Source organism: Vibrio sp. Y2-5 (assembly GCF_014596725.1).
Classification (GTDB): Bacteria; Pseudomonadota; Gammaproteobacteria; order Enterobacterales; family Vibrionaceae; genus Vibrio.
In genome coordinates this window covers 166,758-189,744 of the sequence record NZ_JACVEG010000007.1, presented here as the reverse complement: position 1 = coordinate 189,744, position 22,987 = coordinate 166,758, and the positions used below count along the sequence as shown (strand labels likewise).

Below are 22,987 nucleotides of genomic sequence, written 5' to 3'. Positions count from 1 at the left end.
GTATTACTATGAATTGGATAAGTCGTCGCTATTGGCACCACAAGCTTAAAGGGTCTAGCTACCAAAACCTGTTTGAAGCAAACAGTGGCAATGAGTATGTCTCGCTCGACTGCGAGACCACTAGCTTAGACCCGAACAGAGCAGAGCTAGTCACTATCGCGGCAACCAAGATCATTGATAACCGAATCATCACCAGCCAGCCATTCGAAGTTAGATTACGGGCTCCTCAATCTCTTGATTCTAATTCCGTCCGTATTCACCGTATGCGTCACCAAGATTTGATTGATGGTATATCGGAGAAAGAAGCGCTGATTCAACTCATTGCCTTTATTGGTAACCGCCCATTGGTTGGTTATCACATCCGTTATGACAAAAAAATCTTAGACATTGCATGTCGTAAACAGCTTGGTTTTCCGCTACCCAATTCCCTGATTGAAGTTAGTCAGATTTATCATGATAAGCTTGAGAGACATTTACCCAACGCTTATATCGACCTGAGTTTGGATGCTATTTGCAAACATCTTGGTCTGCCACAACAAGACAAGCACGATGCACTGCAAGATGCGATCTCTGCCGCATTGGTTTTTGTTCGCCTAACTCAGGGAGACTTGCCAACGTTTACCTCTTCTTATCACTAAAGTCTGATTTGTCACGCTACGACCTGATAAAACAAACGCCCTTAGCAACTAAATTCCGTTTTATTTATCCTTCAACAAACCGCATTTATCCTAAAGTCTAATTGTGAAACTTGCCGCTGTGACTAAGAGTTATAGCTATAACGAATTTCCTTGTTGGACGTTTTAAACGCCATCAAGGTGATCGCCGTATTCACAAGGAGAATTTGTAATGAGTGAAGCCCACATTTATCCGGTAAAAGAAAATATTAAATCTCACACGCATGCGGATAATGACACTTACCTAGCCATGTACCAGCAGTCAGTTTCAGATCCTGAAGGTTTTTGGAGCGAGCACGGTAAGATTGTGGATTGGATTAAACCATTCACTAAAGTGAAACAGACCTCTTTTGACACAGGACATGTTGATATTCGCTGGTTTGAAGATGGCACACTAAACGTTTCTGCAAACTGTATCGACCGCCATCTTGCTGAACGTGGTGATGACGTAGCTATTGTCTGGGAAGGAGACAACCCAGAAGAAGACAAGACTCTGACCTTTAAAGAACTGCATGAGCAAGTTTGTCGTTTCTCGAACGCCATGAAAGAGCAAGGTATTCGCAAAGGTGATGTTGTCTGTCTATACATGCCAATGGTTCCAGAAGCGGCCGTCGCGATGCTGGCTTGTACACGTATTGGTGCTGTCCATACTGTTGTATTTGGCGGCTTCTCTCCAGAAGCTCTGTCAGGTCGTATCATCGACTCTAACGCGAAACTTGTTATCACTGCCGATGAAGGTGTTCGCGGTGGTCGTGCAGTACCACTGAAGAAAAACGTCGACGAAGCACTGACTAACCCTGAAATCAAAAACATCAGCAAAGTGATTGTGTTTAAACGTACTGATGGCGAAGTTGCTTGGCACGATCATCGTGACGTTTGGTGGCATGAAGCAACAGCAAAAGTGTCGGCTGACTGTCCTCCTGAAGAGATGAAAGCAGAAGACCCTCTGTTCATCCTTTACACCTCTGGTTCTACAGGTAAACCCAAAGGCGTACTTCACACCACAGGCGGCTACCTTGTTTACGCAACCATGACGTTTAAATACGTCTTTGACTACCAGCCGGGCGAAACTTTCTGGTGTACTGCGGATGTGGGCTGGATTACCGGTCATACTTATCTAATTTACGGACCACTGGCGAACGGCGCCAAAACCATTCTGTTTGAAGGCGTACCAAATTACCCTGATACAAACCGTATGAGCCAAGTTGTCGATAAGCATCAAGTTAATATCCTTTATACAGCACCAACCGCGATTCGCGCTCTAATGGCAAAAGGCGATGAAGCAGTAAAAGATACTCATCGAAATAGCTTACGCATTATGGGTTCTGTAGGTGAACCAATTAACCCAGAAGCTTGGGAGTGGTACTACAAGACCATAGGTAACGAGAAATCTCCAATTGTGGATACTTGGTGGCAGACAGAAACTGGCGGTATTTTGATTACCCCACTTCCGGGCGCTACAGACTTGAAACCGGGCTCAGCGACTCGTCCATTCTTCGGGGTGCAACCTGCGCTAGTTGATAACATGGGTGAAATCGTGGACGGTGCAGCTGAAGGTAACCTAGTCATTCTTGACTCTTGGCCGGGTCAAATGCGTACCGTGTATGGTGACCACGAACGTTTTGAGCAAACCTACTTCTCTACCTTTAAAGGCATGTACTTTACTGGTGACGGTGCTCGCCGTGATGAAGACGGTTATTACTGGATCACCGGTCGTGTGGATGACGTACTCAACGTATCCGGTCACCGCATGGGTACGGCTGAGATCGAATCGGCTCTAGTCGCATTCGAGAAAATTGCTGAAGCAGCTGTAGTTGGTGTACCTCACGACATTAAAGGCCAAGCAATTTACGCTTACATCACGCTCAATGATGGTGTGTATCCAACAGCGGAACTGCACAAAGAAGTGAAAGACTGGGTGCGTAAAGAGATTGGCCCTATCGCAACACCAGATGTGCTTCACTGGACAGATGCACTACCTAAAACACGTTCAGGTAAAATCATGCGTCGTATTCTACGTAAGATTGCTACTGGTGATACCGGAAACTTGGGTGATACCTCGACCCTAGCGGATCCAAGTGTTGTCGATAAACTAATCGCAGAGAAAGCCGAACTGGTGTAACCAAACACACAGCTAAAGTCTAAAAGTAGAAAGCCCCAATTCGCTGGGGCTTTTCTTTGTCTCGACATCAATACTTATCTCAATATTAGTCTCGTCAACTTCACTCGATTAGTTAAATTGGTAGGTGTATGACGCAATAACACGTTTATCGGCTTCATCTAAGTAAGTGTTGTTGTCCATTAGAAAACTCATCAAGCTGAATGAGTGGTTCTTATTTGCCAGATAGCTAACGCCACCACCAAGGAAGTATCCTTTGTAGTTTTCACCTTCATCGTTTTCAGAACCATAAGTCCCCGCAGCAAAGCCCATTAATGTCACTTCTTGAGATAGTGGTTTCAAACCAAATGCACCGACATAGCCACTACTACCCGCTGAGTCTGCCATATAAAAGCCATTCTCAGCACTTGGCGTACCCACGAAGTTCACCTCTGAACATGCACTAGCGCTGTTACCATCACAACGAGGAGACTCACCATCGTTGTAGGTGTAACCCGCCATTGGGAACAACTGAACACCCAAAGGTTCAATACCAAATAAACTCATAGGAATAAAGGTACCCACACTGTAATTCGTTTGTGTTGCTCCGTTAGTGTATTCATTCTTACCAAAGTTAAAGTTCAAGATACCAACTGGAAATAACCAAGAGCCACCCACACGCCATTCACTCGCATCTGAATTAAGTCGAACATTAATCTTTCTAGCAGGATCAAACGCTAATGAACCGGAAAGAGAGACGTTAGAGTCATTAAAATCATAGTTGTTAGCATAAGACACACCCACTTTGGTCACTACCTTGGTTGGGTCATCCGCTAACTTAGATTCATTATCTTTAATATCTGAGCTCGGTGCTGCTTGCGCTGAACTTGCAAGAATTAACGTTGCTACCGATATGAATGAGGCTATTTTCATTTTTTAAATACCTTAATAACGAAGAAACCGTTGGCATAGATGTCTAACTCCATCCAACAATATTGTTCTTCGGATACACCACTGACTTGAGTGTAAGAACACTTTTTAAAGCCGAATTCATAAACTATAGTTTCTGATTGAGTCTTGAATATCAGATTAATAACAATATTCTGAATTTTCAGACAAATCTGATATTGGCTTGCTCATAAAAGAATGAAAGGCTTATGGATCGGCCTACTGTGTGCTGTTCCTTCCATTTCATCTATACTTAAAAGCCAAATAAAAGTGATAAGACCAGTAATTTGCTGCCATTTGCTGTGAATTAGCTATAATCTTGGTCAATTTGAAAATTTCTACGAATTTTTGACAAAAAATAGTGTCGAATACGAGAAGATTTCCAAGAATCTCCGATTCGCTCCACATTAGAGGAAGATAACGACACAATGGCTGCCAAATCACGCATTCTTGTCCTAAACGGCCCCAACCTAAACCTTTTAGGTTTACGTGAGCCGACACATTATGGTTCTAACACCTTAGAACACATTGTCACGACGTTGCGTGAAAATGCAGAAAAAGCAGGCGTTGAGTTGGAACATCTTCAATCTAATCGCGAATATGAGTTGATAGAAGCTATTCATCAGGCTCATGGAAATGTGGATTTCATTATTATCAACCCAGCAGCATTTACGCACACAAGTGTCGCTATTCGTGACGCTTTGCTCGGCGTTGCCATTCCGTTTATCGAAGTGCATTTGTCGAACGTGCATGCTCGTGAGCCATTCCGCCATCACTCTTACTTGTCCGATAAGGCACAAGGAGTAATTTGTGGTCTGGGCGCACAAGGTTATGAATTTGCTTTATCTGCAGCAATCAAAGCTCTGCAGGCAAAGTAACCAAACACTCTGCAGTCCTAACGGATTGTCTTACTCAACAAGATAAAAGAGAAAAGAAACAATGGATATTCGTAAAATCAAGAAGCTAATCGAGTTAGTTGAAGAATCAGGCATCGCTGAATTAGAAATTTCAGAAGGCGAAGAGTCGGTACGAATCAGTCGTCACGGTGTTGCTGCGCCAGCTCCAATTCACTATGCTGCACCAGCTCCTGTAGCTGCACCTGCACCAGTAGCGGCACCTGCTCCTACAGCTCCAGCGGCATCTGCAGAGCCAAGTGCGCCAGCAGGTCATAGCGTTCTTTCTCCAATGGTTGGTACGTTCTACCGCTCTCCAAGTCCAGATTCAAAACCATTCATCGAAGTGGGTCAAAAAGTGTCTGTTGGCGATACTCTATGTATCGTTGAAGCGATGAAAATGATGAACCAAATCGAATCAGACAAATCTGGTGTTGTTACTGCGATCCTACTTGAAGACGGTCAACCTGTTGAATTCGACCAACCACTTGTTGTTATCGAATAATAGAGGCCTTTTCTATGTTAGATAAAGTAGTCATCGCGAACCGAGGTGAAATTGCACTTCGTATTCTTCGCGCATGTAAAGAATTAGGGATCAAAACGGTTGCTGTTCACTCAACAGCAGACCGCGATCTGAAACATGTATTGCTAGCAGATGAATCTATCTGTATCGGTCCAGCGTCAAGCATGGAAAGTTACCTAAACATTCCACGTATCATTTCTGCTGCAGAAGTGACTGGTGCTGTTGCGATTCACCCAGGATACGGCTTCCTATCTGAGAACGCAGACTTTGCTGAACAAGTAGAGAAAAGCGGCTTTATTTTCGTTGGTCCTAGAGCAGAAACCATTCGCCTAATGGGTGACAAAGTTTCAGCAATCAACTCAATGAAAAAAGCTGGCGTACCTTGTGTTCCGGGTTCTGACGGTCCTTTGGACAATGACGAAGCGAAAAACAAAGCTCACGCTAAACGCATTGGTTACCCAGTCATCATCAAAGCATCTGGCGGCGGCGGCGGTCGTGGTATGCGTGTTGTTCGCTCTGAAGCAGAACTCGTTAACGCGATCAGCATGACTCGTGCAGAAGCAAAAGCGGCCTTCAACAACGACATGGTTTACATGGAAAAATTCCTAGAAAACCCTCGCCACGTTGAAGTTCAGGTGCTTGCTGATGGTCAAGGTGGCGCAATCCACTTAGGTGAACGTGACTGTTCAATGCAGCGTCGTCACCAGAAAGTTGTTGAAGAAGCTCCAGCTCCTGGTATCACTGAAGAGATGCGTAAGTACATTGGTGAACGTTGTACTCGTGCGTGTATCGAAATCGGTTACCGCGGTGCTGGTACATTCGAATTCCTATACGAAAATGGCGAGTTCTACTTCATCGAAATGAACACGCGTATTCAGGTTGAGCACCCAGTAACAGAAATGGTAACTGGCGTAGACTTGATTAAAGAGCAACTTCGTATTGCGGCTGGTCAACCTCTGTCATTTACTCAAAGTGACATCAAGATCCGCGGCCATGCAGTTGAGTGTCGTATCAATGCTGAAGACCCAGTACGCTTCCTGCCAAGCCCAGGTAAGATTACTCGTCTACACACTCCGGGTGGTATGGGCGTTCGTTGGGAATCGCACATTTACTCTGGTTACACAGTTCCACCGTACTACGATTCAATGATCGGTAAACTGATCACTTTCGGTGAGAACCGTGATGTAGCAATCGCACGTATGCGTAACGCGCTGAACGAAATGATTGTAGAAGGCATCAAGACAAACGTACCTCTACAACAAGACATCATGAAGGATGAGAACTTCCAACATGGTGGCGCGAACATTCACTACCTAGAGAAAAAACTGGGTTTGAATAAGTCTTAATAGACAAACAGAAAGAAATGCCCACTTCGGTGGGCATTTTTATTTCTGTGATTTTTCTTTTGTGGCTTTTTTTTGTGATGACCGTCATTAACGAACAAAGTTGCAGCAGCATCATCGCGAGAGTAAACTCTGCGCCAACATAAAGTACGAAGAGAGCAATAACATGCCTTGGATTCAAATTAAGCTTAACGCGACTAATGAAAACGCCGAACAAATTAGCGATATGCTAATGGAAGAGACTGGCGCGTTATCCGTCACTTTCCTAGATGCAAAAGATACCCCAGTATTCGAACCTTTACCGGGTGAAACTCGCTTATGGGGTGATACAGACGTACTAGCTCTCTACGACGCTGAAGTGGATACCGCACTCATCATCAGCCAAATTCGCGACAGCCAGCTTCTTCCTGAAGGCTTTGCACATAAAGTTGAACAGATTGAAGATAAAGACTGGGAACGTGAATGGATGGACAACTTCCACCCAATGAAGTTCGGTGAACGCTTATGGATTTGCCCAAGCTGGCGTGATGTTCCTGATCCAAGTGCTGTGAACGTAATGCTCGATCCGGGTCTTGCATTCGGTACAGGTACTCACCCAACCACAGCACTGTGTCTTGAATGGCTTGAGTCCCTCGATTTAAGCGGCAAAACCGTCATCGATTTCGGTTGTGGCTCTGGCATCCTAGCTATTGCGGCGATCAAACTCGGCGCAGCAAAAGTTATCGGTATCGATATTGATCCTCAAGCTCTGCTTGCTTCTAAAGACAATGCTGGTCGTAACGGCGTTGAAGACCAAATCGAAGTCTATCTGCCGCAAGACCAGCCAGAAGGTTTGGTTGCTGATGTGGTTGTCGCCAATATTCTTGCCGGCCCTCTGCGCGAACTTTCTGGCGTCATCAAAGGGCTTATGAAACCAAATGGTCTGTTAGCAATGTCTGGCGTGCTAGATACTCAAGCCGAAGACGTCGCCAACTACTACCGAGATGAACTGCGAGTTGACCCTATTGTGGAGCTCAATGAGTGGTGCAGAATCTCTGGACAGAAATTAAGCTAAAGATAAGTTATCTGCTTAATTGATTGAAAATTGGACTATTTACAAAAACAATTTGTAAATGCTCAAATATTAGTCTTTTCACGCAGTAAAAAAATGCGTAAAATGCGCGCCCTTGCTGGTACTAAGCTGTGAAGACGTTTTGAAGATCGGAAATTATCAACTTAAGAACAATCTTATCGTTGCCCCTATGGCAGGTGTCACTGATAGACCTTTTCGTGAGTTGTGTCTTCAATATGGTGCAGGAATGGCCGTCAGTGAAATGATGTCTTCCAACCCTGCACTGTGGAATACCGATAAATCAAAAAACCGTATGGTACATGAAGGCGAATCGGGCATTCGTTCGGTACAAATTGCGGGAAGTGATCCACAGCTTATGGCTGATGCGGCTCAATTCAGTGTTGAAAACGGTGCGCAAATCATCGACATCAACATGGGCTGCCCAGCGAAAAAAGTGAATAAGAAGCTAGCCGGCTCTGCACTACTTCGTTTTCCAGATCTCATAGAAGAGATTTTAAAAACGGTGGTAGATGCGGTGGATGTCCCAGTGACACTCAAAACCCGTACTGGCTGGGATACAGACAATAAAAACTGTGTCTACATCGCTCAATTAGCCGAAAACTGCGGCATACAGGCATTAGCACTCCACGGGAGAACGCGAGCGTGTATGTACAAAGGTGAGGCCGAATACGACAGCATTAAAGCGGCGAAAGAGGCAATCACTATTCCGGTTATCGCTAACGGTGATATCGATTCTCCGGAGAAAGCCAAATATGTGCTTGAGTACACAGGCGCTGACGCTTTAATGATTGGACGTCCTGCCCAAGGTCGTCCGTGGATTTTCCAGGAAATCCGACACTATTTGGAAAACGGCACCACAATGCCCGACCTTCCTCTTGAGGAAGTGAAAAGTATTATGCTTGGTCATGTGACAGCTCTGCATGGTTTCTATGGAGAGTATTTGGGGCCACGAATCGCGCGTAAGCACGTGGGTTGGTACTTAAAAGAACATGAAGAAGCGAGTGAGTTTCGCCGTACCTTCAACGCCATAGAGGCAGCATCGCTGCAATTGGAAGCGCTTGAAGGTTATTTTGATAACGTTGCATCATAATTAAGAGAAGAGCTAGACCGAATATGTTCGAACAAAATCTGACTTCAGAAGCTTTAACAGTAACTACAGTAACTTCACAAGACCAAATCACGCAAAAGCCACTACGTGATTCCGTTAAAGCATCTCTTAAAAACTATCTTGCTCAGTTAAATGGCCAAGAAGTAACAGAACTATACGAGTTAGTTCTAGCGGAAGTTGAACAGCCACTATTAGATACAATCATGCAGTACACTCGCGGTAACCAAACTCGCGCAGCAACTATGATGGGTATCAACCGCGGCACTCTTCGTAAGAAACTTAAAAAATACGGCATGAACTAATAGAAAGTGCTAACTAATTGAATTTAAAAAGCTCAGCTAGAAATAGTTGAGCTTTTTTATTGCATCATTGCCAAAGCCTTTCTCCCACCATCAAATTCTCATTACAACACCCACGCCAAATTTCAACTAATAATTGTTAGATCTTACCAACAGTTTTTACTTTTTTATCCTTTAGTCTCATATACAAATCAAAAGCCACATTGTTACATTAATGTTAACAACACAATTCATTATTCAGTTTGCTAGCCCGAATTGCCGTATTACAAGGAGTGGCTTTATGATTTTTGTCTCTTTACGCCGAATCAGCATCCGTGCTCGCTTATACCTGCTTAGTGGAATGATCACTCTGTTCCTTCTGTTTCCTCTTATGGTAATGGTGCAGGATTATCAAAGTGACCTAATAAAAGCTAAACAAACACAAACTCGCCATTTGGTTGAAAACACCCACTCTCTACTCAACCACTTCTATCAACTCCAGACTCAAGGAACCTTGAGTGAACAACAAGCTCAAGGCCAAGCCAAACAAGCCGTAGCCCAGTTGCGTTATGGAGAAGAAGACTACTTCTGGATGAATGATATGACCCCGACAATGGTCATGCACCCATTTAAACCTCAACTCGATGGTAAAAATCTTTCTGCGGTGAAAGATCCGCAAGGCAAAGCCTTATTTGTCGAAATGGCGAACATTGCCCGTGATCAGGGCGAAGGAACGGTTTATTACATGTGGCCTAAACCAGGTTCAGACACCGACGTTGAAAAAGTCTCTTACGTTAAGTTGTTTGAACCGTGGGGCTGGATTGTAGGTTCAGGGGTTTATATTGATGATGTAAACGCTTTGGTTTGGCAACGTCTGCAAAGTGTATTTACTGGCTTAGCCATCGTACTGGTAGCTATGTTGACTCTTGCGTATTTGATCGGTCTAAGTATTACCAAACCATGTGTTGCGACATTGCAGGCGATGGAAGATATCGCTAAAGGTGAAGGAGATCTTACCAAACAACTTGATGCATCAGGCAAAGACGAACTGTCGCGTATCGCTCAAGCCTTCAACCAGTTTACTCATAAGCTTCGTCATATAGTGCTGGATATTGTACCGGTGACTGATGGAGTGACCGATTCAGCACTTGAGCTGACTCATGTCGCTCAAAATGCGGCGGGTAAGGCAATGGAACAACAGCAATCGGTGGATACCGTTGCTTCTGCTATGAACCAACTTCACTCCAGCAATCAGGAAGTGGCTAACGCGGCACAAAATGCGGCGATTGCAGCTCAAACCGCTAATGAGAAGAGCCAGCAAGGGCGTGATGTAATCCATCAAGTATCCGTTTATATGGATTCACTATCAGAAAGACTTACCGCTACCGACAGCAACACCCAAGCCTTAGCCAAAGAGATTCAGCAAGTAAGCGCGGTACTTGAGGTGATCTACGGCGTAGCAGAACAAACTAACCTGCTGGCTCTCAACGCAGCCATTGAAGCAGCACGTGCAGGCGAGCAAGGGCGAGGTTTTGCGGTGGTTGCTGATGAGGTCCGTTCACTGGCAACTCGCACCCAGAGCAGCACCCAACAAATAGAACAGATCATCGCAGGGTTACAAGACCGAGCACATCAGGTGAGCGCGTCAATGGACGAAACTCAGCTACAATCGAAAGGTACTCAGGAACAGGCAGAAAAAGCTCAACAAGCATTGGATGATATTGATCAACAGATTCGACAAATCCTGCAATTGAATGAACATATCGCCGAAGCCAGTGCCCAGCAATCTTTGGCAACAGATGAAATCAGCCGTAACCTCACTCTGATAGCCGATCACAGTGCTCAAGCGGCCATTCAGGCAGAGCAAGTCACGGCAGCAAGCGAGCAGCTACAAGAAAACGGGCAACGTCTAACTCACAGCTTTTCTGTATTTAAGGTTTAAAGGGGAAGTGGGCAAGTGCCCACTTTTTTCTTCCTCACATCAAGCTTTTACTTATTAACACATCTATATCTTATTTTCTGACTACAATATCAACGGCTCAATCCACTCCCACTTCCCTACTAGAAATAACTTACTTTATTTACCTCTTCGTTACTTTTTTCTCTTGAAAAACCTGTTTTTAGAGTTTATTTTCCCCATGCCAAACGATTGCGCGAGATCTTTTGTAATAAATTGGTTAGAATACGCGCCATCCGAAATCTGGAAGACTATTGATACAGATATAGGGTCTTTACCAAAACTGACCAAGCTGTAATGAATCATCATTGCCCATGAACAGTTTTGGCAAACACCTTTCGTATCAACTCCATGAATTAAAGGAAAATGGAAGCATGAGTAACGCTCGTCCAATTCGCCGCGCACTGATCAGTGTTTCAGATAAAACTGGTATCGTTGAGTTCGCCCAAGCGCTAGCACAGCGCGGTGTCGATATCCTATCTACTGGCGGTACCGCTCGCCTGCTTGCTGAAAAAGGCATCGCTGTAACTGAAGTTTCAGACTACACCGGTTTTCCGGAAATGATGGACGGGCGAGTAAAAACGCTACACCCGAAAGTTCATGGTGGCGTATTAGGTCGTCGCGGCCAAGATGATGAAATCATGGCTACTCATGGTATCAACCCTATCGATATGGTCGTTGTTAACCTTTACCCATTCGCTGAAACAGTCGCGAAAGAAGGTTGTACGCTGGAAGATGCTGTTGAAAACATCGATATCGGTGGTCCAACAATGGTTCGTTCTGCAGCGAAAAACCATAAAGATGTGACTATCGTAGTTAACGCTTCAGATTACGACCGCGTTATTGCTGAAATGGATGCGAACGAAAAATCTCTGACACTTGCTACTCGTTTTGACCTAGCTATCGCAGCATTCGAGCACACAGCGGCATACGACGGCATGATCGCGAACTACTTCGGCACTATGGTTCCATCTTACGGTGAGAACAAAGAAGGTGATGAAGAGAGTAAATTCCCTCGCACATTCAACATGCAGTTCGAGAAGAAACAAGACATGCGCTACGGTGAAAACAGCCACCAAGCAGCGGCTTTCTATGTTGAAGCGAATCCGCAAGAAGCGTCTGTTTCTACAGCTAAGCAAATTCAAGGTAAAGCGCTTTCTTACAACAACATCGCAGATACAGATGCTGCGCTAGAGTGTGTTAAAGAGTTCGCTGAACCAGCATGTGTGATCGTAAAACACGCGAACCCATGTGGTGTAGCACTAGGTAAAGATATTCTTGAAGCCTACAACCGCGCTTACCAAACTGACCCAACATCAGCATTTGGCGGCATCATCGCATTTAACCAAGAGTTAGATGCAGAAACCGCATCCGCGATTGTTGAGCGTCAATTCGTTGAAGTGATCATCGCGCCAAAAGTTTCTGCTGAAGCGATTGAAGTTGTCGCAGCGAAGAAAAACGTTCGTCTACTAGAGTGTGGTGAATGGTCAACGCAAACAACTGGCTTTGATGTTAAACGCGTTAACGGCGGCCTTCTTGTTCAAGACCGCGACCAAGGCATGGTTTCACTTGATGACCTGAAAGTGGTTTCTAAACGTCAACCAACTGAAGAAGAGCTGAAAGATGCCCTATTCTGCTGGAAAGTTGCAAAATACGTGAAATCAAACGCGATTGTTTACGCAAAAGGCGATATGACAATTGGTGTCGGCGCAGGCCAAATGAGCCGCGTATACTCAGCTAAAATTGCAGGCATCAAGGCGGCAGACGAAGGTCTTGAAGTTGCAGGTAGCGTAATGGCTTCTGACGCATTCTTCCCATTCCGCGATGGTATCGACGCTGCTGCAGAAGCTGGCATTAAGTGCGTAATTCAACCGGGTGGCTCAATGCGCGATGACGAAGTAATTGCAGCAGCAGACGAACACGGCATGGCGATGATCTTTACGGGTATGCGCCATTTCCGCCACTAATTTTTACTCTTCATATTTGGCGTTGTAGCGGCATTAACGGCTTTCTCCCTCCCCAGTCCATAGATATCTATGCTTCTGGGGAAGTGCTCAATTGTCGCCTAGCTACATCACCAACTATTTTGAGTAAACATTTTTGATATTTTTGCATTTTAAATATCTGATATTTTGAAATGCGTTAGAGCAAGCCAATGGCTTTAGTTCAAGGAAAAAGCGCGCAGTTTATAAGCATAAATGAGCTCTTTTGACACAGAAATAATGGCATTGGCGCAGCTATAAGGATTTTAAAGAATGAATGTATTAATTATTGGTTCCGGCGGCCGTGAACATGCGCTTGGTTGGAAAGTTGCTCAAAACCCGAACGTTAGAAACATCTTTATCGCACCGGGTAATGCAGGTACAGCTCTTGAACCTAAACTGCAAAATGTGGCGATTCAGGTAGAAGATGTTGCAGGTTTAGTCGCATTCGCAAAAGAAAACGCAATTGACTTAACGATTGTTGGCCCAGAAGCGCCACTCGTTATCGGTGTGGTTGATGCTTTCCGTGCAGCAGGCTTACCTATCTTTGGCCCAACGCAAGCTGCGGCTCAGTTAGAAGGTTCAAAAGCGTTCACTAAGGATTTTCTAGCTCGTCACAACATTCCAACGGCGGCATACGCAAACTTCACAGAAATTGAGCCAGCATTGGCTTACGTTCGTGAACAAGGTGCGCCTATCGTTGTTAAAGCGGACGGCCTTGCAGCTGGTAAAGGCGTGATTGTCGCAATGACGCTGGAAGAAGCAGAAGATGCGATTAAAGACATGCTCGCTGGCAATGCATTCGGTGATGCTGGCAGCCGTGTTGTTGTGGAAGAGTTCCTTGATGGTGAAGAAGCAAGCTTCATCGTAATGGTTGATGGTGTAAATGTGCTACCTATGGCCACCAGCCAAGACCATAAACGCGTAGGCGACAAAGATACAGGTCCTAACACCGGTGGTATGGGCGCTTATTCTCCAGCTCCAGTGGTTACTCAAGAAATTCATGACCGTATCATGCAGGAAGTGATTTACCCAACAGTACGCGGTATGGCTGCAGAAGGTAATCCATACACAGGTTTCTTGTATGCTGGCCTTATGATTGACAAAGCGGGTACTCCTAAAGTTATCGAATACAACTGCCGCTTCGGCGATCCAGAAACTCAACCTATCATGATGCGTATGCAATCAGACCTAGTTGAACTTTGTCTGGCCGCTATTGATGGCAAGTTAGACCAAATGGAATCTAAGTGGGATCCACGCGCTTCTATCGGTATTGTACTTGCTGCGGGGGGCTACCCTGGCGATTACAACAAAGGTGATGTAATTTCTGGCTTACCAACAGTTGAAGTTGAAGGTCAAAAAGTTTTCCACGCTGGTACAACTGACAAAGACGGCAATGTTGTGACTAACGGTGGTCGCGTTCTATGCGCAACGGCACTGGGCAACACAGTATCTGAAGCACAGCAACGCGCTTATGAGTTAACTAAACAAATTCAGTGGGACGGTGTGTTCTACCGTAATGACATCGGCTACCGTGCTATCGCGCGCGAGCAACAAGCTGATAAGTAATAGCTAAAGCAATTAAGATTAAGGCGCTGTGGAAACTCAGCGTCTTTTTTATTGGTTGGAAACTCAAAAAACGTTATTCAGTTATCAACTGAGGCCTTTCGATACAGTCGTGATCGTCATCTGCAAGAATGAGCAATTCATCGATATAAACGGTGTTATTGCGGATTTTCCCTAGAAAACCAATGTAGTTATCCAAAGTAGACAAGCGACTCATAACGAAATTAGGAAGCGTATGGTTAAACTCAACCTTGTTGTAATCGGGTCCGTTACAACGTTCAAATGTCGAACCATCCCAATACCCCTGAATAAGCTCAAGACCTTGTTTATTTTGGTCTTTAGTCATTTTGGTAATGGCGTTTGCTTCTAAAACGTAGCGTTCTAATTGCCCTTCGTTGAGAGGTAAAATTTTCTTGTTCACTCTGTACTGCTGATATACCGCTTCGCCATCCTTATTAAAACGGACATGTGCAGTATAAGGAACCAAGTCACCATCTTTGAGTTGCTCACCTTTACGAACCACTTCACGCACACTTCCTTCATCCCAACGGTAAGAGGTTTCATACCAACCATAGGTTTCAGAGGTAACATGATCAGAAGCAGATAAAGCTTGAGATGCACTTTCGGTGTACCAGTAATAACTGGTTGCATCTCCGGTACGTTGACCACCAGAAAACTGACTCATTTGAGCGAAGTTAGATGTGTCGACGGAAGAAGAACATCCCGCAATAAGAGTGGCAGCGATAACAGAGGAAAGAATTTTTTTCATAGAAAAGAACGCCGAGATAAGACTACCTCGGCGTAGTATAGATTACTTAACAGAATCTTTCAGTGCTTTACCTGCTACGAATGCAGGTACATTTGCTGCAGCGATTTGAATCTCAGCACCAGTTTTTGGGTTACGGCCAGTGCGAGCTGCACGATGATTTACTTTGAATGTACCAAAACCAATTAGTTGAACTTGGTCACCATCTTTTAGTGCACCTTCAACTGCGCCTAGAGTCGCTTCAAGAGCAGCTTTAGCTTGAGCTTTAGATAGGTCTGCTTTTTCTGCGATAAAGTCGATTAATTGGGTCTTGTTCATTAGTTTTCCCTTCTGATAGGTTATCGAATTCGCTTCACTCTAAAGCATAAGTGCCCCAGCTGGCAAAGGTTTGTCACGCAAGATCTGCTTATCTGACGTAGTTTTAACCATATTCTGAGCATTAACTCACAATTTGCTAAATCAATTGGCTGCATATCCCCTTGCTTTACCGCAAAAAAGCCTTATTAAATAAGCATCAATGTGTTGAAACATCTGAAATATTAGGGTGTATTTCGCTCTCTTACCTAAGGAGTACTCATGTTTCTACTCACGATTTACGTCTTGATTGCGATTGGCGTGTCGTTTATTTGTTCGATTCTTGAAGCCGTGATACTGAGTATTACGCCAAGTTATTTGGCACAGTTACGTCAACAAAATCATCCTTGCGCACAAAAACTGGAACGCCTAAAAGCCGATATTGACCAACCTCTGGCCTCAATTTTGACGCTAAACACCATTGCGCATACAGCAGGGGCTGCGGGAGCGGGCGCTCAAGCATCTGTCGTATTTGGCAGTCAGTGGCTGGGATTATTTTCAGCCATATTAACGCTCGGTATCCTTTTTCTTTCAGAAATAGTGCCTAAGACTATTGGTGCAACTTACTGGCGACAACTTGCTCCGTTTACCGCAAAGATCCTGAACTGGATGGTATTGTTGCTTTTACCTTTCGTTTGGATGTCTAAAAAGATCACTCATGTGCTTACTCGCAACCGAACAACGCCCAAAGTTCGTGATGAGTTGTCAGCGATGGCTCAGCTCGCCAATGAGAGTGGCGAGTTTACTTCTGGTGAATCCAAAATTCTCTACAATTTATTGAACATTCAAAACGTGCCGGCAATTCAGGCAATGACACCGAGAAGAGTGCTTTTTAGAGTTGATGCCACAATGACCATCAATGAGTTTTTGTCCCAACACAAAAACACACCGTTTTCCCGACCACTGATCTATAGCGAGAACAAAGACAACATCCTTGGTTTTGTGCACCGATTAGAGCTGTTTAGACTGCAACAAAAGGGAAAAGGAGAAAAGCAAATAGGTAGTGTTATGCGGCCATTGCATGTTCTGCTGAACACTATCTCTTTACCCAAGGCTTTTGAGCAAATGATCGAAAACCGTTCACAACTGGCGATGTTGGTTGACGAATATGGAACTGTTCAAGGTCTGTTAACGTTGGAGGATATTTTTGAGAATTTGATTGGTGAAGAGATTATTGATGAAGCTGACCGTACAACCAACATGCAAAAATTAGCGGTTGAACGCTGGGAGCGCTGGAAACAAGCACACAGTGTGATTGAAAGTCGCGACAATGACGAGTAACTGAGTGAGATTGCCCTTAGCGCAACTCACTTAGGGCAATATAAAAAAGAATGGTTACTTAACCCGCAAGAGATGATGCGTCTGTTGGTCAAAGTGAAAAATACGAACCTGAGATCGTTGCATATCCTCGACCTGTTCTAGCATCACGGGAGTGTAATTACGACGCTTCATCCACTGTAAAGGTTCTTGAAAACTATCTTCGTTGATAACAAAGGATTCATCTTTCAATCTCGATTCAGATATTCGAATCACCCAAATGCGCGAATGAAAATCTAACGCTCGAACAACCTTGCTACTTACTGCACTTTTCAACTGCGCTATTTTTTTAGATAGAAACATAGCTCGTAAAACCTAAACAGAGTTAGAGAGTCACACCAATGTTGCTTTCGCCTTCATCACGAAGTTCTTGGCGTAAATCTTTAATTAGATTGATATCACGACCTTCAGCTTCACGCAGCGGACGATAAATTGCCCACTGAACGTCCCATTCAGCACAAACTGCTTCGTTCTGCTTTTGGTTTTCGTTAGTGATCTCTTCACCCGTTTGAGCTTCTTCCAATTGAGCGACAGTGGTTACCGATATCTGACTGACTTCTAACATGTTTTCAAACAGGTAGTCACGGTCTAGCAAGCCGTGTAGCAAGGTAGACAAAGCCACACAAGCATCTATGGCAGGATAAACGGCATACATATCGAAATCTTCAGAGTTCGGGATGATCTCTTCTAACTTCTCTAATTGATGCTCAAAGTTCACTTTGGCCGTTTTGACTGTGAGCTGCTCCCACACGCTATCTAAAATATCGCGATATACACGGGCATGAGCAAATTCAGTATTTTCACAAAACATGGCATAGTTAGGGTACATACGCTCACACAAGCAAGCCATGAAGGTAATTTGTTGCCAAGGCTCGAACTTTTCTAGACGAACCTGTACAGGATTTTGGAGCATAAGCACTCAACCGTTGAGGAAAATAGACAGCGGAAGTGTACTGGATAACCAACGGGGAAAAAAGCCGCTCTTATGAACAATTTCACTCACAAGCTTTATATTTTGACGGAACAAAACGACGTTTATCGAGAAAACGTTGAATCATTGATGCTTGAAGACTTAGTCATCACAGAACAAAGAGAAGAAGCGTCGATACTTTTGGCTGCGCCTCCCATGGCTGCGAAATGCCTTGATGACTTCCCAAAGCTAGAATGGCTACAATCCGCTTATGCAGGTGTAGATGCTTTAACTGCACCTCATCTTCGAAAAGACTACGAGCTGACCAATGTGAAAGGCATCTTCGGCCAGCAAATATCCGAATATGTTTTAGGTTACACAATTAGCCATTTCCGTCACTTTGCAACGTATGAGAAGCAGCAAGCTCAACATCAATGGCAGCAACACTTATATCAATCCCTTGATACCAAGGTGATGCTCATACTCGGCACTGGTTCTATCAGTTCTCACCTCTCTTCAGCAGCCGCGGCACTAGGTATCAAGGTGATAGGCGTGAATACGACGGGCATTCCTGCAAAATCGGGAAGATTTCATGATACTTATCATATCAATGAACTCGAAAACGCCATGAAACGCGCTGATATCGTCGTTAACACCTTACCAAATACCGCAGAAACTAAAGGGCTGTTAAACGCTAAAACATTGGGTTACTGCTCAAACGCTCTGCTGTTTAATGTTGGACGCGGTGCTATTTTGATTGAAGAAGATTTGATTCCTGCTATTGAACATGGGCATATCAAACACGCCTTTCTTGATGTGTTCATCAATGAGCCACTAATAACAGAACACCCTTTCTGGCAACATAGTAGTATCACTATCACACCACACATAGCAGCCTTGAGTTTTCCACATCAGGTGGTTGAAATTTTTGCTCACAACTACCGTTTATGGCGAGATGGCTTCCAACTAGAAAATCGAATTGATTTTGATAAAGGCTACTGATGTTAGATCTTCTACTCAGGGAAATCAGAGCTTGTGATGTATGTGCTCACTCACTTCCCTTAGGTGCAAACCCGATTATTCAGGCTAGCAAAGACGCTAAGTTGCTCATCATCGGGCAAGCTCCGGGAGTAAAAGTACACGAGACTTCTATTCCTTGGAATGACCCCAGTGGCAATCGACTACGAAGCTGGCTGGATATCGATAAAGAGACATTCTATAACCCAGAAAAAATTGCCATCATGCCAATGGGCTTATGCTATCCCGGCAAAGGTAACAGTGGCGATTTACCGCCAAGAAAAGAATGTGCCCCACACTGGCATCAAAGAGTGCTAGCCGAATTACCGAATATAGAAATGACCTTACTGATCGGTCAGTACGCGCAAAATTACTACCTAAAAGATAAACCCGTAACCCTCACAGAAACCGTACAGCAATGGCAAAAGTGGGCACCGAGGTTTATACCACTTCCACACCCTTCACCTCGGAACACTCTTTGGTTGAAGAAAAACCCTTGGTTTGAAGCAGAAGTTGTGGAGTATATGCGTAAGATGGTTATAGGTGTATTGTGAGGCATGCCTGAATGAGTTTATAAACGCTCTATTCCTCCCCTTTTCAAGGGGAGGCTAGGTGGGGTTTCCTCCACTAAACGTAAAAGAGTTACAATTCAGTCACCGACCTCACTTAAAATCAAATCAACTACACTATCTAAATCCGACATAACCTGAGAATTAGTTACCCGTAACACTTTCAACCCTAAAGAAATCATACATTCATCCCGAATTTCATCACTTTCTTTAGCTGAATTGGTGAAATGGCTATCTCCATCAATTTCAACAATCAATTTCTTCTTCGGACAATAGAAATCAACAATATATCGACCTATACCATGTTGACGTCGAAACTTAACACCTAAGTGATTATTACGAATACGGAACCACAATCGTTTTTCAGGTTCCGTCATGCTTGTTCTCAAGCTCTGGCGAAGCTTTTTATATTGCGGAACATTAAAGAGATTATTCATGACAAATTGCTCTTAGTTCTCCCCCTCAGATGAGGGGGGAGTTAGAGGGGGTTGAACCAACGATACTTATTAATAATTGCAATATTTATTAAGTTCCGTGGAAACAACCCCACCCAACCTCCCCTTCAGAAGGGGAGGAGTTTCATCACTCCACTACCTCATATCCTTTACTACGTAATAGCTCAGCAAAAGCCTGCTTGGATTCGAGCTCTCCGTGAATGAGATGAATCTGCTTAGGTTTGCTTGGTATACCTTCAACAAACTTGAGTAGGTCATCACTATCTGCATGAGCAGAATAGCCTGACATAGTATGAACGTGAGCGTTTACTGACACTCCTTCTTCATCAATCCAAACTGTTTTGTTCCCCTGTTGAATACATTTACCTAGCGTCCCCTCAGCCTGGAAGCCTGCAAAAATCACATCTGTTCTCTCATCAGGTAAAAGAGCTTTGAGATAATCCATAATTCTCCCGCCTTCGCACATGCCAGAGGCAGCTACCACAATCGCAGGTTCTCCTGTTGAAACCAGACGATTCACCAGTTCTTGATGCGCTTGATGGTCGCCAACCGTAATACATTGTTCAAACGCGAGTGGATGGCGATGCATTTTCAGACGTTGTTTAGCTTCCTCACCCCAAAGACTTCTGAATTTTTGATAAGACAAGGTGACCTTTTGCGCCATAGGTGAATCAAGAATGATAGGCAGTTTAGAATCGAGTTGGTGTTCATGAATCAATTGCTCGATATCGAATAACAACTCTTGAGTTCGCCCGACACTAAACGCCGGAATAAGGATTGTGCCACCATCAGACAAAGAACGATCGATGATCTCTCTTAGTTTCTGAGACCGGTGCTCTACCCCTTCGTGTTTGGTATTACCATAAGTTGTTTCAATTACCAGATAGTCTGCTTGCTTAGGCGGTAAAGGATCAGGTAATAGCGGAGTATTGCTTGGACCTAAATCGCCAGAAAACACCACAAGTTCCTGATTTGGAAGCTCCACTTCTAAATACGCAGATCCTAATATGTGACCAGCCGGATTAAATCGACAGCGGAAAGTATCGACATCAATCCAGCGATAATAATCCACCGGATGAAGCAGACGAATGATCGCTTCAATGATCGGCTTGCGAGCTTCTAACGTTAGGCCTTGCTGAATTTTAAGCCCATCATCAATCATCAAAGGCACTAACTCAGCCGTTGCTTTGGTGCAGTAAATGGGTTTATCAAACTCTTGAGTGATGAGCCAAGGCAAGCGCCCTATATGGTCTATATGCGCGTGAGTAAGTACTAACGCTTTCACGTTATCTAAAAGAAATGGTTCGGTAAGTTGCTGCGCATCTGCACCTTGAAACATACCGCAATCAATAAGAATAGAACGGTCACCGAATACCAGCTCGTGACACGAACCTGTAACTGTATTTTTACCGCCGTGGTGGATGAGTTGCATTGCCAACACTCCCTATCTTTGTCTTTAATTTCAGAGTAATACTCAAGACAAAAATAGGAAGATTAGCATTGTGAAGTTGCGGGGAACGTCGAGTTAAACGCGATCTCCAGATCCTTTGCCTGTCGCTGTTTGGATTAAATAAGTGAAATAGTTCTTCAATGACATGGTTTGAATCATCTTTTCATCCCATTCAGCCAACTTCTCAGGAGTAGACATATCAATTTCATTAACCTGAGCTAAACCTGTGACACCGGGAAGTACCTGAAAGACACCTCTAGCCTGTCTGGCATCAATAAGCTCTTTTTGATTAAAAAGACATGGTCTAGGACCAACCAAGCTCATTTCGCCTTTAACCACATTAATTAATTGAGGAAGCTCGTCCAATTTGGTTTTGCGTAAAAAGCTGCCTAGTTTTGTCACAGAGCTAGCACCAACCAAGTGCGTAGCAACCGACTGAGTATTTACTGGCATTGTACGAAATTTAATAAGTGTAAAAGGCTTCTGACTTCTGCCAACTCTCTCTTGTCTAAATATTGGAGAGCCAGTATCAAAATAACCAAGAACGCAAATAACCAATAAAATTGGCCAAAGAAACAATAAACCAAAAAAAGAAAACAAAAAGTCAAAAATACGGATCAAAATTTAAACCCCAAATGGCAAATAATCTGGTATCGATAGATTCTTAAACAGTTTCATATTGTATTGCTTTTTAAATAAGCATCCACCGTTTTCTGAATTCCATACTCAAATGAATAAGGTGGCTTCCACCCTAGTGTTTCTTCGGTATGTGATATATCAACTTGCAGGTTTCCGCATATTTTTTGAGATATTTGAGGTTTTCCAATCAATCGAGCTGCAAAATTTATCCATGACATTGGAATTGGTAACATTCGATTTGGTCTACCCATCGCTTTCGAGACACTATCAAGAAGCTGAGAAGTCGACACATCATAACCATCAGAGACTAAAAATGTTTGGCCTTTAGCATTCGGATGCGTACAGCAAGTCAAGATCAGATCAACTAAGTTATCCAAGAAAACCAAACTTCTTTGATTACGAATAGCACCTAAAGGCAGAGGTAAGCCTTTTTCCACCCAACGCATCATAGAATAAAAATTGGCTTTAACTTCCGGACCATAGACTAGCGGAGGACGAATAACTACCACTTCAAGCCCTGTCTCTTTTGCGATGTCCCACAGTCCTTTTTCTGCTTCATACTTACTAAGTCCATAAGGATCAGTAGGAACTTGATTTGATTGGCTAACAAAAGGAGCATCCGAAGGTGTAAATTCACCATTCACTTTTATCGAGCTGATAAAAACAAGGCGTTTAACACCGTTCTTTGCGGCTTGACGCGCCAAATTTAGTGTTCCGAAGGTATTTACACCTCGGTAAGCATCAATTGGTGATTCTATATTTTCTTTCATTTGATGCACGCGTGCCGCACAATGCACAACACAATCAACACCTTGAAGAGCTTCTTTCCAGTCTGTGTCTTCTGATATTTCACTTTTGAAAATAGAAATACCGTCAATGCTCTTACTACGCGATTGACCTATAACAGCCCAGCCTTTAACGACAGCCGTTTGGACAATCGAATGACCGACTAACCCAGAAGCTCCAGTTACTAATAGTTTCAAAGTAATTCCCACAAAAGTTTAAAGTGAAAACGTGACAAAGAGTCATTGGTATGTGCAAAGTCTATCACACTGAACGCTAGCTTAT

General features: G+C 43.9%; 23 protein-coding genes and 1 pseudogene. 15 read left to right on the top strand and 9 right to left on the bottom strand.

The annotated features are described in order from the left end of the window. Positions 1–8: 8 nt before the first annotated feature. Together HUO09_RS16695 and acs are read left to right on the top strand one after the other, a co-directional pair. Complete coding sequence (locus tag HUO09_RS16695; RefSeq protein WP_167411975.1) at positions 9–638, top strand: 3'-5' exonuclease; 630 nt, start codon at positions 9–11, stop codon at positions 636–638. Between the two features lie 208 nt (positions 639–846). After that, positions 847–2,796 (top strand): acetate--CoA ligase, encoded by a 1,950-nt coding sequence (gene acs, locus HUO09_RS16690; protein ID WP_188234640.1) that lies wholly within the window; start codon positions 847–849, stop codon positions 2,794–2,796. Between the two features lie 108 nt (positions 2,797–2,904). Here the strand turns inward: acs and HUO09_RS16685 are convergent, their stop codons facing one another. Further along, positions 2,905–3,705 (bottom strand): hypothetical protein, encoded by an 801-nt coding sequence (locus tag HUO09_RS16685; RefSeq protein WP_188234639.1) that lies wholly within the window; start codon positions 3,703–3,705, stop codon positions 2,905–2,907. Positions 3,706–4,148: 443 nt separating this feature from the next. On the opposite strand from HUO09_RS16685, the gene aroQ reads away from it, so the two are divergent. From aroQ to purD, 10 genes and pseudogenes are all read left to right on the top strand, one after another. Then, positions 4,149–4,598, top strand: a complete 450-nt coding sequence (gene aroQ, locus HUO09_RS16680; RefSeq protein ID WP_102962930.1) for a type II 3-dehydroquinate dehydratase — start codon at positions 4,149–4,151, stop codon at positions 4,596–4,598. Between the two features lie 61 nt (positions 4,599–4,659). Next, on the top strand, positions 4,660–5,118 hold the full coding sequence (gene accB / locus HUO09_RS16675) for an acetyl-CoA carboxylase biotin carboxyl carrier protein (RefSeq protein ID WP_188234638.1): 459 nt from the start codon (positions 4,660–4,662) through the stop codon (positions 5,116–5,118). 14 nt (positions 5,119–5,132) lie between these two features. After that, positions 5,133–6,482, top strand: coding sequence for an acetyl-CoA carboxylase biotin carboxylase subunit (accC, locus tag HUO09_RS16670; protein ID WP_102962932.1), 1,350 nt, complete (start codon positions 5,133–5,135; stop codon positions 6,480–6,482). A gap of 163 nt (positions 6,483–6,645) precedes the next feature. Then, on the top strand, positions 6,646–7,533 hold the full coding sequence (gene prmA / locus HUO09_RS16665; protein WP_042489909.1) for a 50S ribosomal protein L11 methyltransferase: 888 nt from the start codon (positions 6,646–6,648) through the stop codon (positions 7,531–7,533). A 139-nt stretch (positions 7,534–7,672) separates the two neighbouring features. Continuing rightward, complete coding sequence (gene dusB, locus HUO09_RS16660) at positions 7,673–8,641, top strand: tRNA dihydrouridine synthase DusB (protein ID WP_188234637.1); 969 nt, start codon at positions 7,673–7,675, stop codon at positions 8,639–8,641. A 23-nt stretch (positions 8,642–8,664) separates the two neighbouring features. Further along, the gene (fis, locus tag HUO09_RS16655) at positions 8,665–8,961 is read left to right on the top strand and encodes a DNA-binding transcriptional regulator Fis (RefSeq protein WP_000462885.1); all 297 of its coding nucleotides are present in this window, start codon (positions 8,665–8,667) and stop codon (positions 8,959–8,961) included. Between the two features lie 277 nt (positions 8,962–9,238). Next, a complete protein-coding gene (locus tag HUO09_RS16650) occupies positions 9,239–10,879 on the top strand; it encodes a methyl-accepting chemotaxis protein (protein ID WP_188234636.1) in 1,641 nt (546 codons plus the stop codon). A gap of 138 nt (positions 10,880–11,017) precedes the next feature. Further along, positions 11,018–11,152, top strand: a pseudogene (locus tag HUO09_RS16645) (phosphoribosylamine--glycine ligase); the annotation flags it as partial. 116 nt (positions 11,153–11,268) lie between these two features. Beyond that, positions 11,269–12,861, top strand: a complete 1,593-nt coding sequence (gene purH / locus HUO09_RS16640) for a bifunctional phosphoribosylaminoimidazolecarboxamide formyltransferase/IMP cyclohydrolase (protein ID WP_112404815.1) — start codon at positions 11,269–11,271, stop codon at positions 12,859–12,861. 288 nt (positions 12,862–13,149) lie between these two features. Further along, positions 13,150–14,445 (top strand): phosphoribosylamine--glycine ligase, encoded by a 1,296-nt coding sequence (gene purD, locus HUO09_RS16635; RefSeq protein ID WP_188234635.1) that lies wholly within the window; start codon positions 13,150–13,152, stop codon positions 14,443–14,445. Between the two features lie 73 nt (positions 14,446–14,518). Here the strand turns inward: purD and HUO09_RS16630 are convergent, their stop codons facing one another. Further along, positions 14,519–15,211, bottom strand: coding sequence for a DUF1481 domain-containing protein (locus HUO09_RS16630; RefSeq protein WP_188234634.1), 693 nt, complete (start codon positions 15,209–15,211; stop codon positions 14,519–14,521). A 42-nt stretch (positions 15,212–15,253) separates the two neighbouring features. Continuing rightward, complete coding sequence (hupA, locus tag HUO09_RS16625) at positions 15,254–15,526, bottom strand: nucleoid-associated protein HU-alpha (protein WP_102941587.1); 273 nt, start codon at positions 15,524–15,526, stop codon at positions 15,254–15,256. A gap of 258 nt (positions 15,527–15,784) precedes the next feature. Between hupA and HUO09_RS16620 the strand changes: the two genes are divergently transcribed. Then, positions 15,785–16,843 carry a CNNM domain-containing protein gene (locus tag HUO09_RS16620; RefSeq protein WP_188234633.1) on the top strand — a complete coding sequence of 353 codons (1,059 nt, stop codon included), beginning with the start codon at positions 15,785–15,787 and terminating at the stop codon, positions 16,841–16,843. A gap of 54 nt (positions 16,844–16,897) precedes the next feature. Here the strand turns inward: HUO09_RS16620 and HUO09_RS16615 are convergent, their stop codons facing one another. Both HUO09_RS16615 and HUO09_RS16610 read right to left on the bottom strand, forming a co-directional pair. Then, a complete protein-coding gene (locus HUO09_RS16615) occupies positions 16,898–17,182 on the bottom strand; it encodes a hypothetical protein (protein WP_223159475.1) in 285 nt (94 codons plus the stop codon). 22 nt (positions 17,183–17,204) lie between these two features. After that, positions 17,205–17,792 carry a YjaG family protein gene (locus HUO09_RS16610; RefSeq protein WP_102955103.1) on the bottom strand — a complete coding sequence of 196 codons (588 nt, stop codon included), beginning with the start codon at positions 17,790–17,792 and terminating at the stop codon, positions 17,205–17,207. 72 nt (positions 17,793–17,864) lie between these two features. On the opposite strand from HUO09_RS16610, the gene HUO09_RS16605 reads away from it, so the two are divergent. Both HUO09_RS16605 and HUO09_RS16600 read left to right on the top strand, forming a co-directional pair. After that, a complete protein-coding gene (locus tag HUO09_RS16605; RefSeq protein ID WP_188234632.1) occupies positions 17,865–18,791 on the top strand; it encodes a D-2-hydroxyacid dehydrogenase in 927 nt (308 codons plus the stop codon). Continuing rightward, on the top strand, positions 18,788–19,360 hold the full coding sequence (locus tag HUO09_RS16600) for a uracil-DNA glycosylase family protein (RefSeq protein ID WP_223159483.1): 573 nt from the start codon (positions 18,788–18,790) through the stop codon (positions 19,358–19,360). The genes HUO09_RS16605 and HUO09_RS16600 overlap by 4 nt, the downstream gene beginning before the upstream one ends. Before the next feature lie 95 nt (positions 19,361–19,455). Here HUO09_RS16600 and HUO09_RS16595 read toward each other — a convergent pair whose 3' ends face one another. The 4 genes from HUO09_RS16595 to HUO09_RS16580 form a co-directional block, all read right to left on the bottom strand. Further along, positions 19,456–19,812, bottom strand: coding sequence for an endonuclease domain-containing protein (locus tag HUO09_RS16595; RefSeq protein WP_102962941.1), 357 nt, complete (start codon positions 19,810–19,812; stop codon positions 19,456–19,458). A 145-nt stretch (positions 19,813–19,957) separates the two neighbouring features. Beyond that, positions 19,958–21,262, bottom strand: a complete 1,305-nt coding sequence (locus HUO09_RS16590; RefSeq protein WP_188234630.1) for an MBL fold metallo-hydrolase RNA specificity domain-containing protein — start codon at positions 21,260–21,262, stop codon at positions 19,958–19,960. A 93-nt stretch (positions 21,263–21,355) separates the two neighbouring features. Further along, the gene (locus tag HUO09_RS16585) at positions 21,356–21,904 is read right to left on the bottom strand and encodes a sugar transferase (RefSeq protein WP_188234657.1); all 549 of its coding nucleotides are present in this window, start codon (positions 21,902–21,904) and stop codon (positions 21,356–21,358) included. 50 nt (positions 21,905–21,954) lie between these two features. Next, positions 21,955–22,902, bottom strand: coding sequence for an SDR family oxidoreductase (locus tag HUO09_RS16580; protein ID WP_188234629.1), 948 nt, complete (start codon positions 22,900–22,902; stop codon positions 21,955–21,957). Between the last annotated feature and the right edge of the window lie 85 nt (positions 22,903–22,987).

Coding starts and splice junctions, on each gene's coding strand:
- HUO09_RS16610 (WP_102955103.1), bottom strand. CDS start 17,792: ATGCTCCAAAATCCTGTACAGGTTCGTCTAGAAAAGTTCGAGCCTTGG.
- HUO09_RS16630 (WP_188234634.1), bottom strand. CDS start 15,211: ATGAAAAAAATTCTTTCCTCTGTTATCGCTGCCACTCTTATTGCGGGA.
- HUO09_RS16620 (WP_188234633.1), top strand. CDS start 15,785: ATGTTTCTACTCACGATTTACGTCTTGATTGCGATTGGCGTGTCGTTT.
- HUO09_RS16650 (WP_188234636.1), top strand. CDS start 9,239: ATGATTTTTGTCTCTTTACGCCGAATCAGCATCCGTGCTCGCTTATAC.
- HUO09_RS16605 (WP_188234632.1), top strand. CDS start 17,865: ATGAACAATTTCACTCACAAGCTTTATATTTTGACGGAACAAAACGAC.
- HUO09_RS16695 (WP_167411975.1), top strand. CDS start 9: ATGAATTGGATAAGTCGTCGCTATTGGCACCACAAGCTTAAAGGGTCT.
- purD (WP_188234635.1), top strand. CDS start 13,150: ATGAATGTATTAATTATTGGTTCCGGCGGCCGTGAACATGCGCTTGGT.
- HUO09_RS16615 (WP_223159475.1), bottom strand. CDS start 17,182: ATGTTTCTATCTAAAAAAATAGCGCAGTTGAAAAGTGCAGTAAGTAGC.
- aroQ (WP_102962930.1), top strand. CDS start 4,149: ATGGCTGCCAAATCACGCATTCTTGTCCTAAACGGCCCCAACCTAAAC.
- HUO09_RS16590 (WP_188234630.1), bottom strand. CDS start 21,262: ATGCAACTCATCCACCACGGCGGTAAAAATACAGTTACAGGTTCGTGT.
- acs (WP_188234640.1), top strand. CDS start 847: ATGAGTGAAGCCCACATTTATCCGGTAAAAGAAAATATTAAATCTCAC.
- hupA (WP_102941587.1), bottom strand. CDS start 15,526: ATGAACAAGACCCAATTAATCGACTTTATCGCAGAAAAAGCAGACCTA.
- purH (WP_112404815.1), top strand. CDS start 11,269: ATGAGTAACGCTCGTCCAATTCGCCGCGCACTGATCAGTGTTTCAGAT.
- accB (WP_188234638.1), top strand. CDS start 4,660: ATGGATATTCGTAAAATCAAGAAGCTAATCGAGTTAGTTGAAGAATCA.
- HUO09_RS16595 (WP_102962941.1), bottom strand. CDS start 19,812: ATGAATAATCTCTTTAATGTTCCGCAATATAAAAAGCTTCGCCAGAGC.
- prmA (WP_042489909.1), top strand. CDS start 6,646: ATGCCTTGGATTCAAATTAAGCTTAACGCGACTAATGAAAACGCCGAA.
- fis (WP_000462885.1), top strand. CDS start 8,665: ATGTTCGAACAAAATCTGACTTCAGAAGCTTTAACAGTAACTACAGTA.
- accC (WP_102962932.1), top strand. CDS start 5,133: ATGTTAGATAAAGTAGTCATCGCGAACCGAGGTGAAATTGCACTTCGT.
- HUO09_RS16685 (WP_188234639.1), bottom strand. CDS start 3,705: ATGAAAATAGCCTCATTCATATCGGTAGCAACGTTAATTCTTGCAAGT.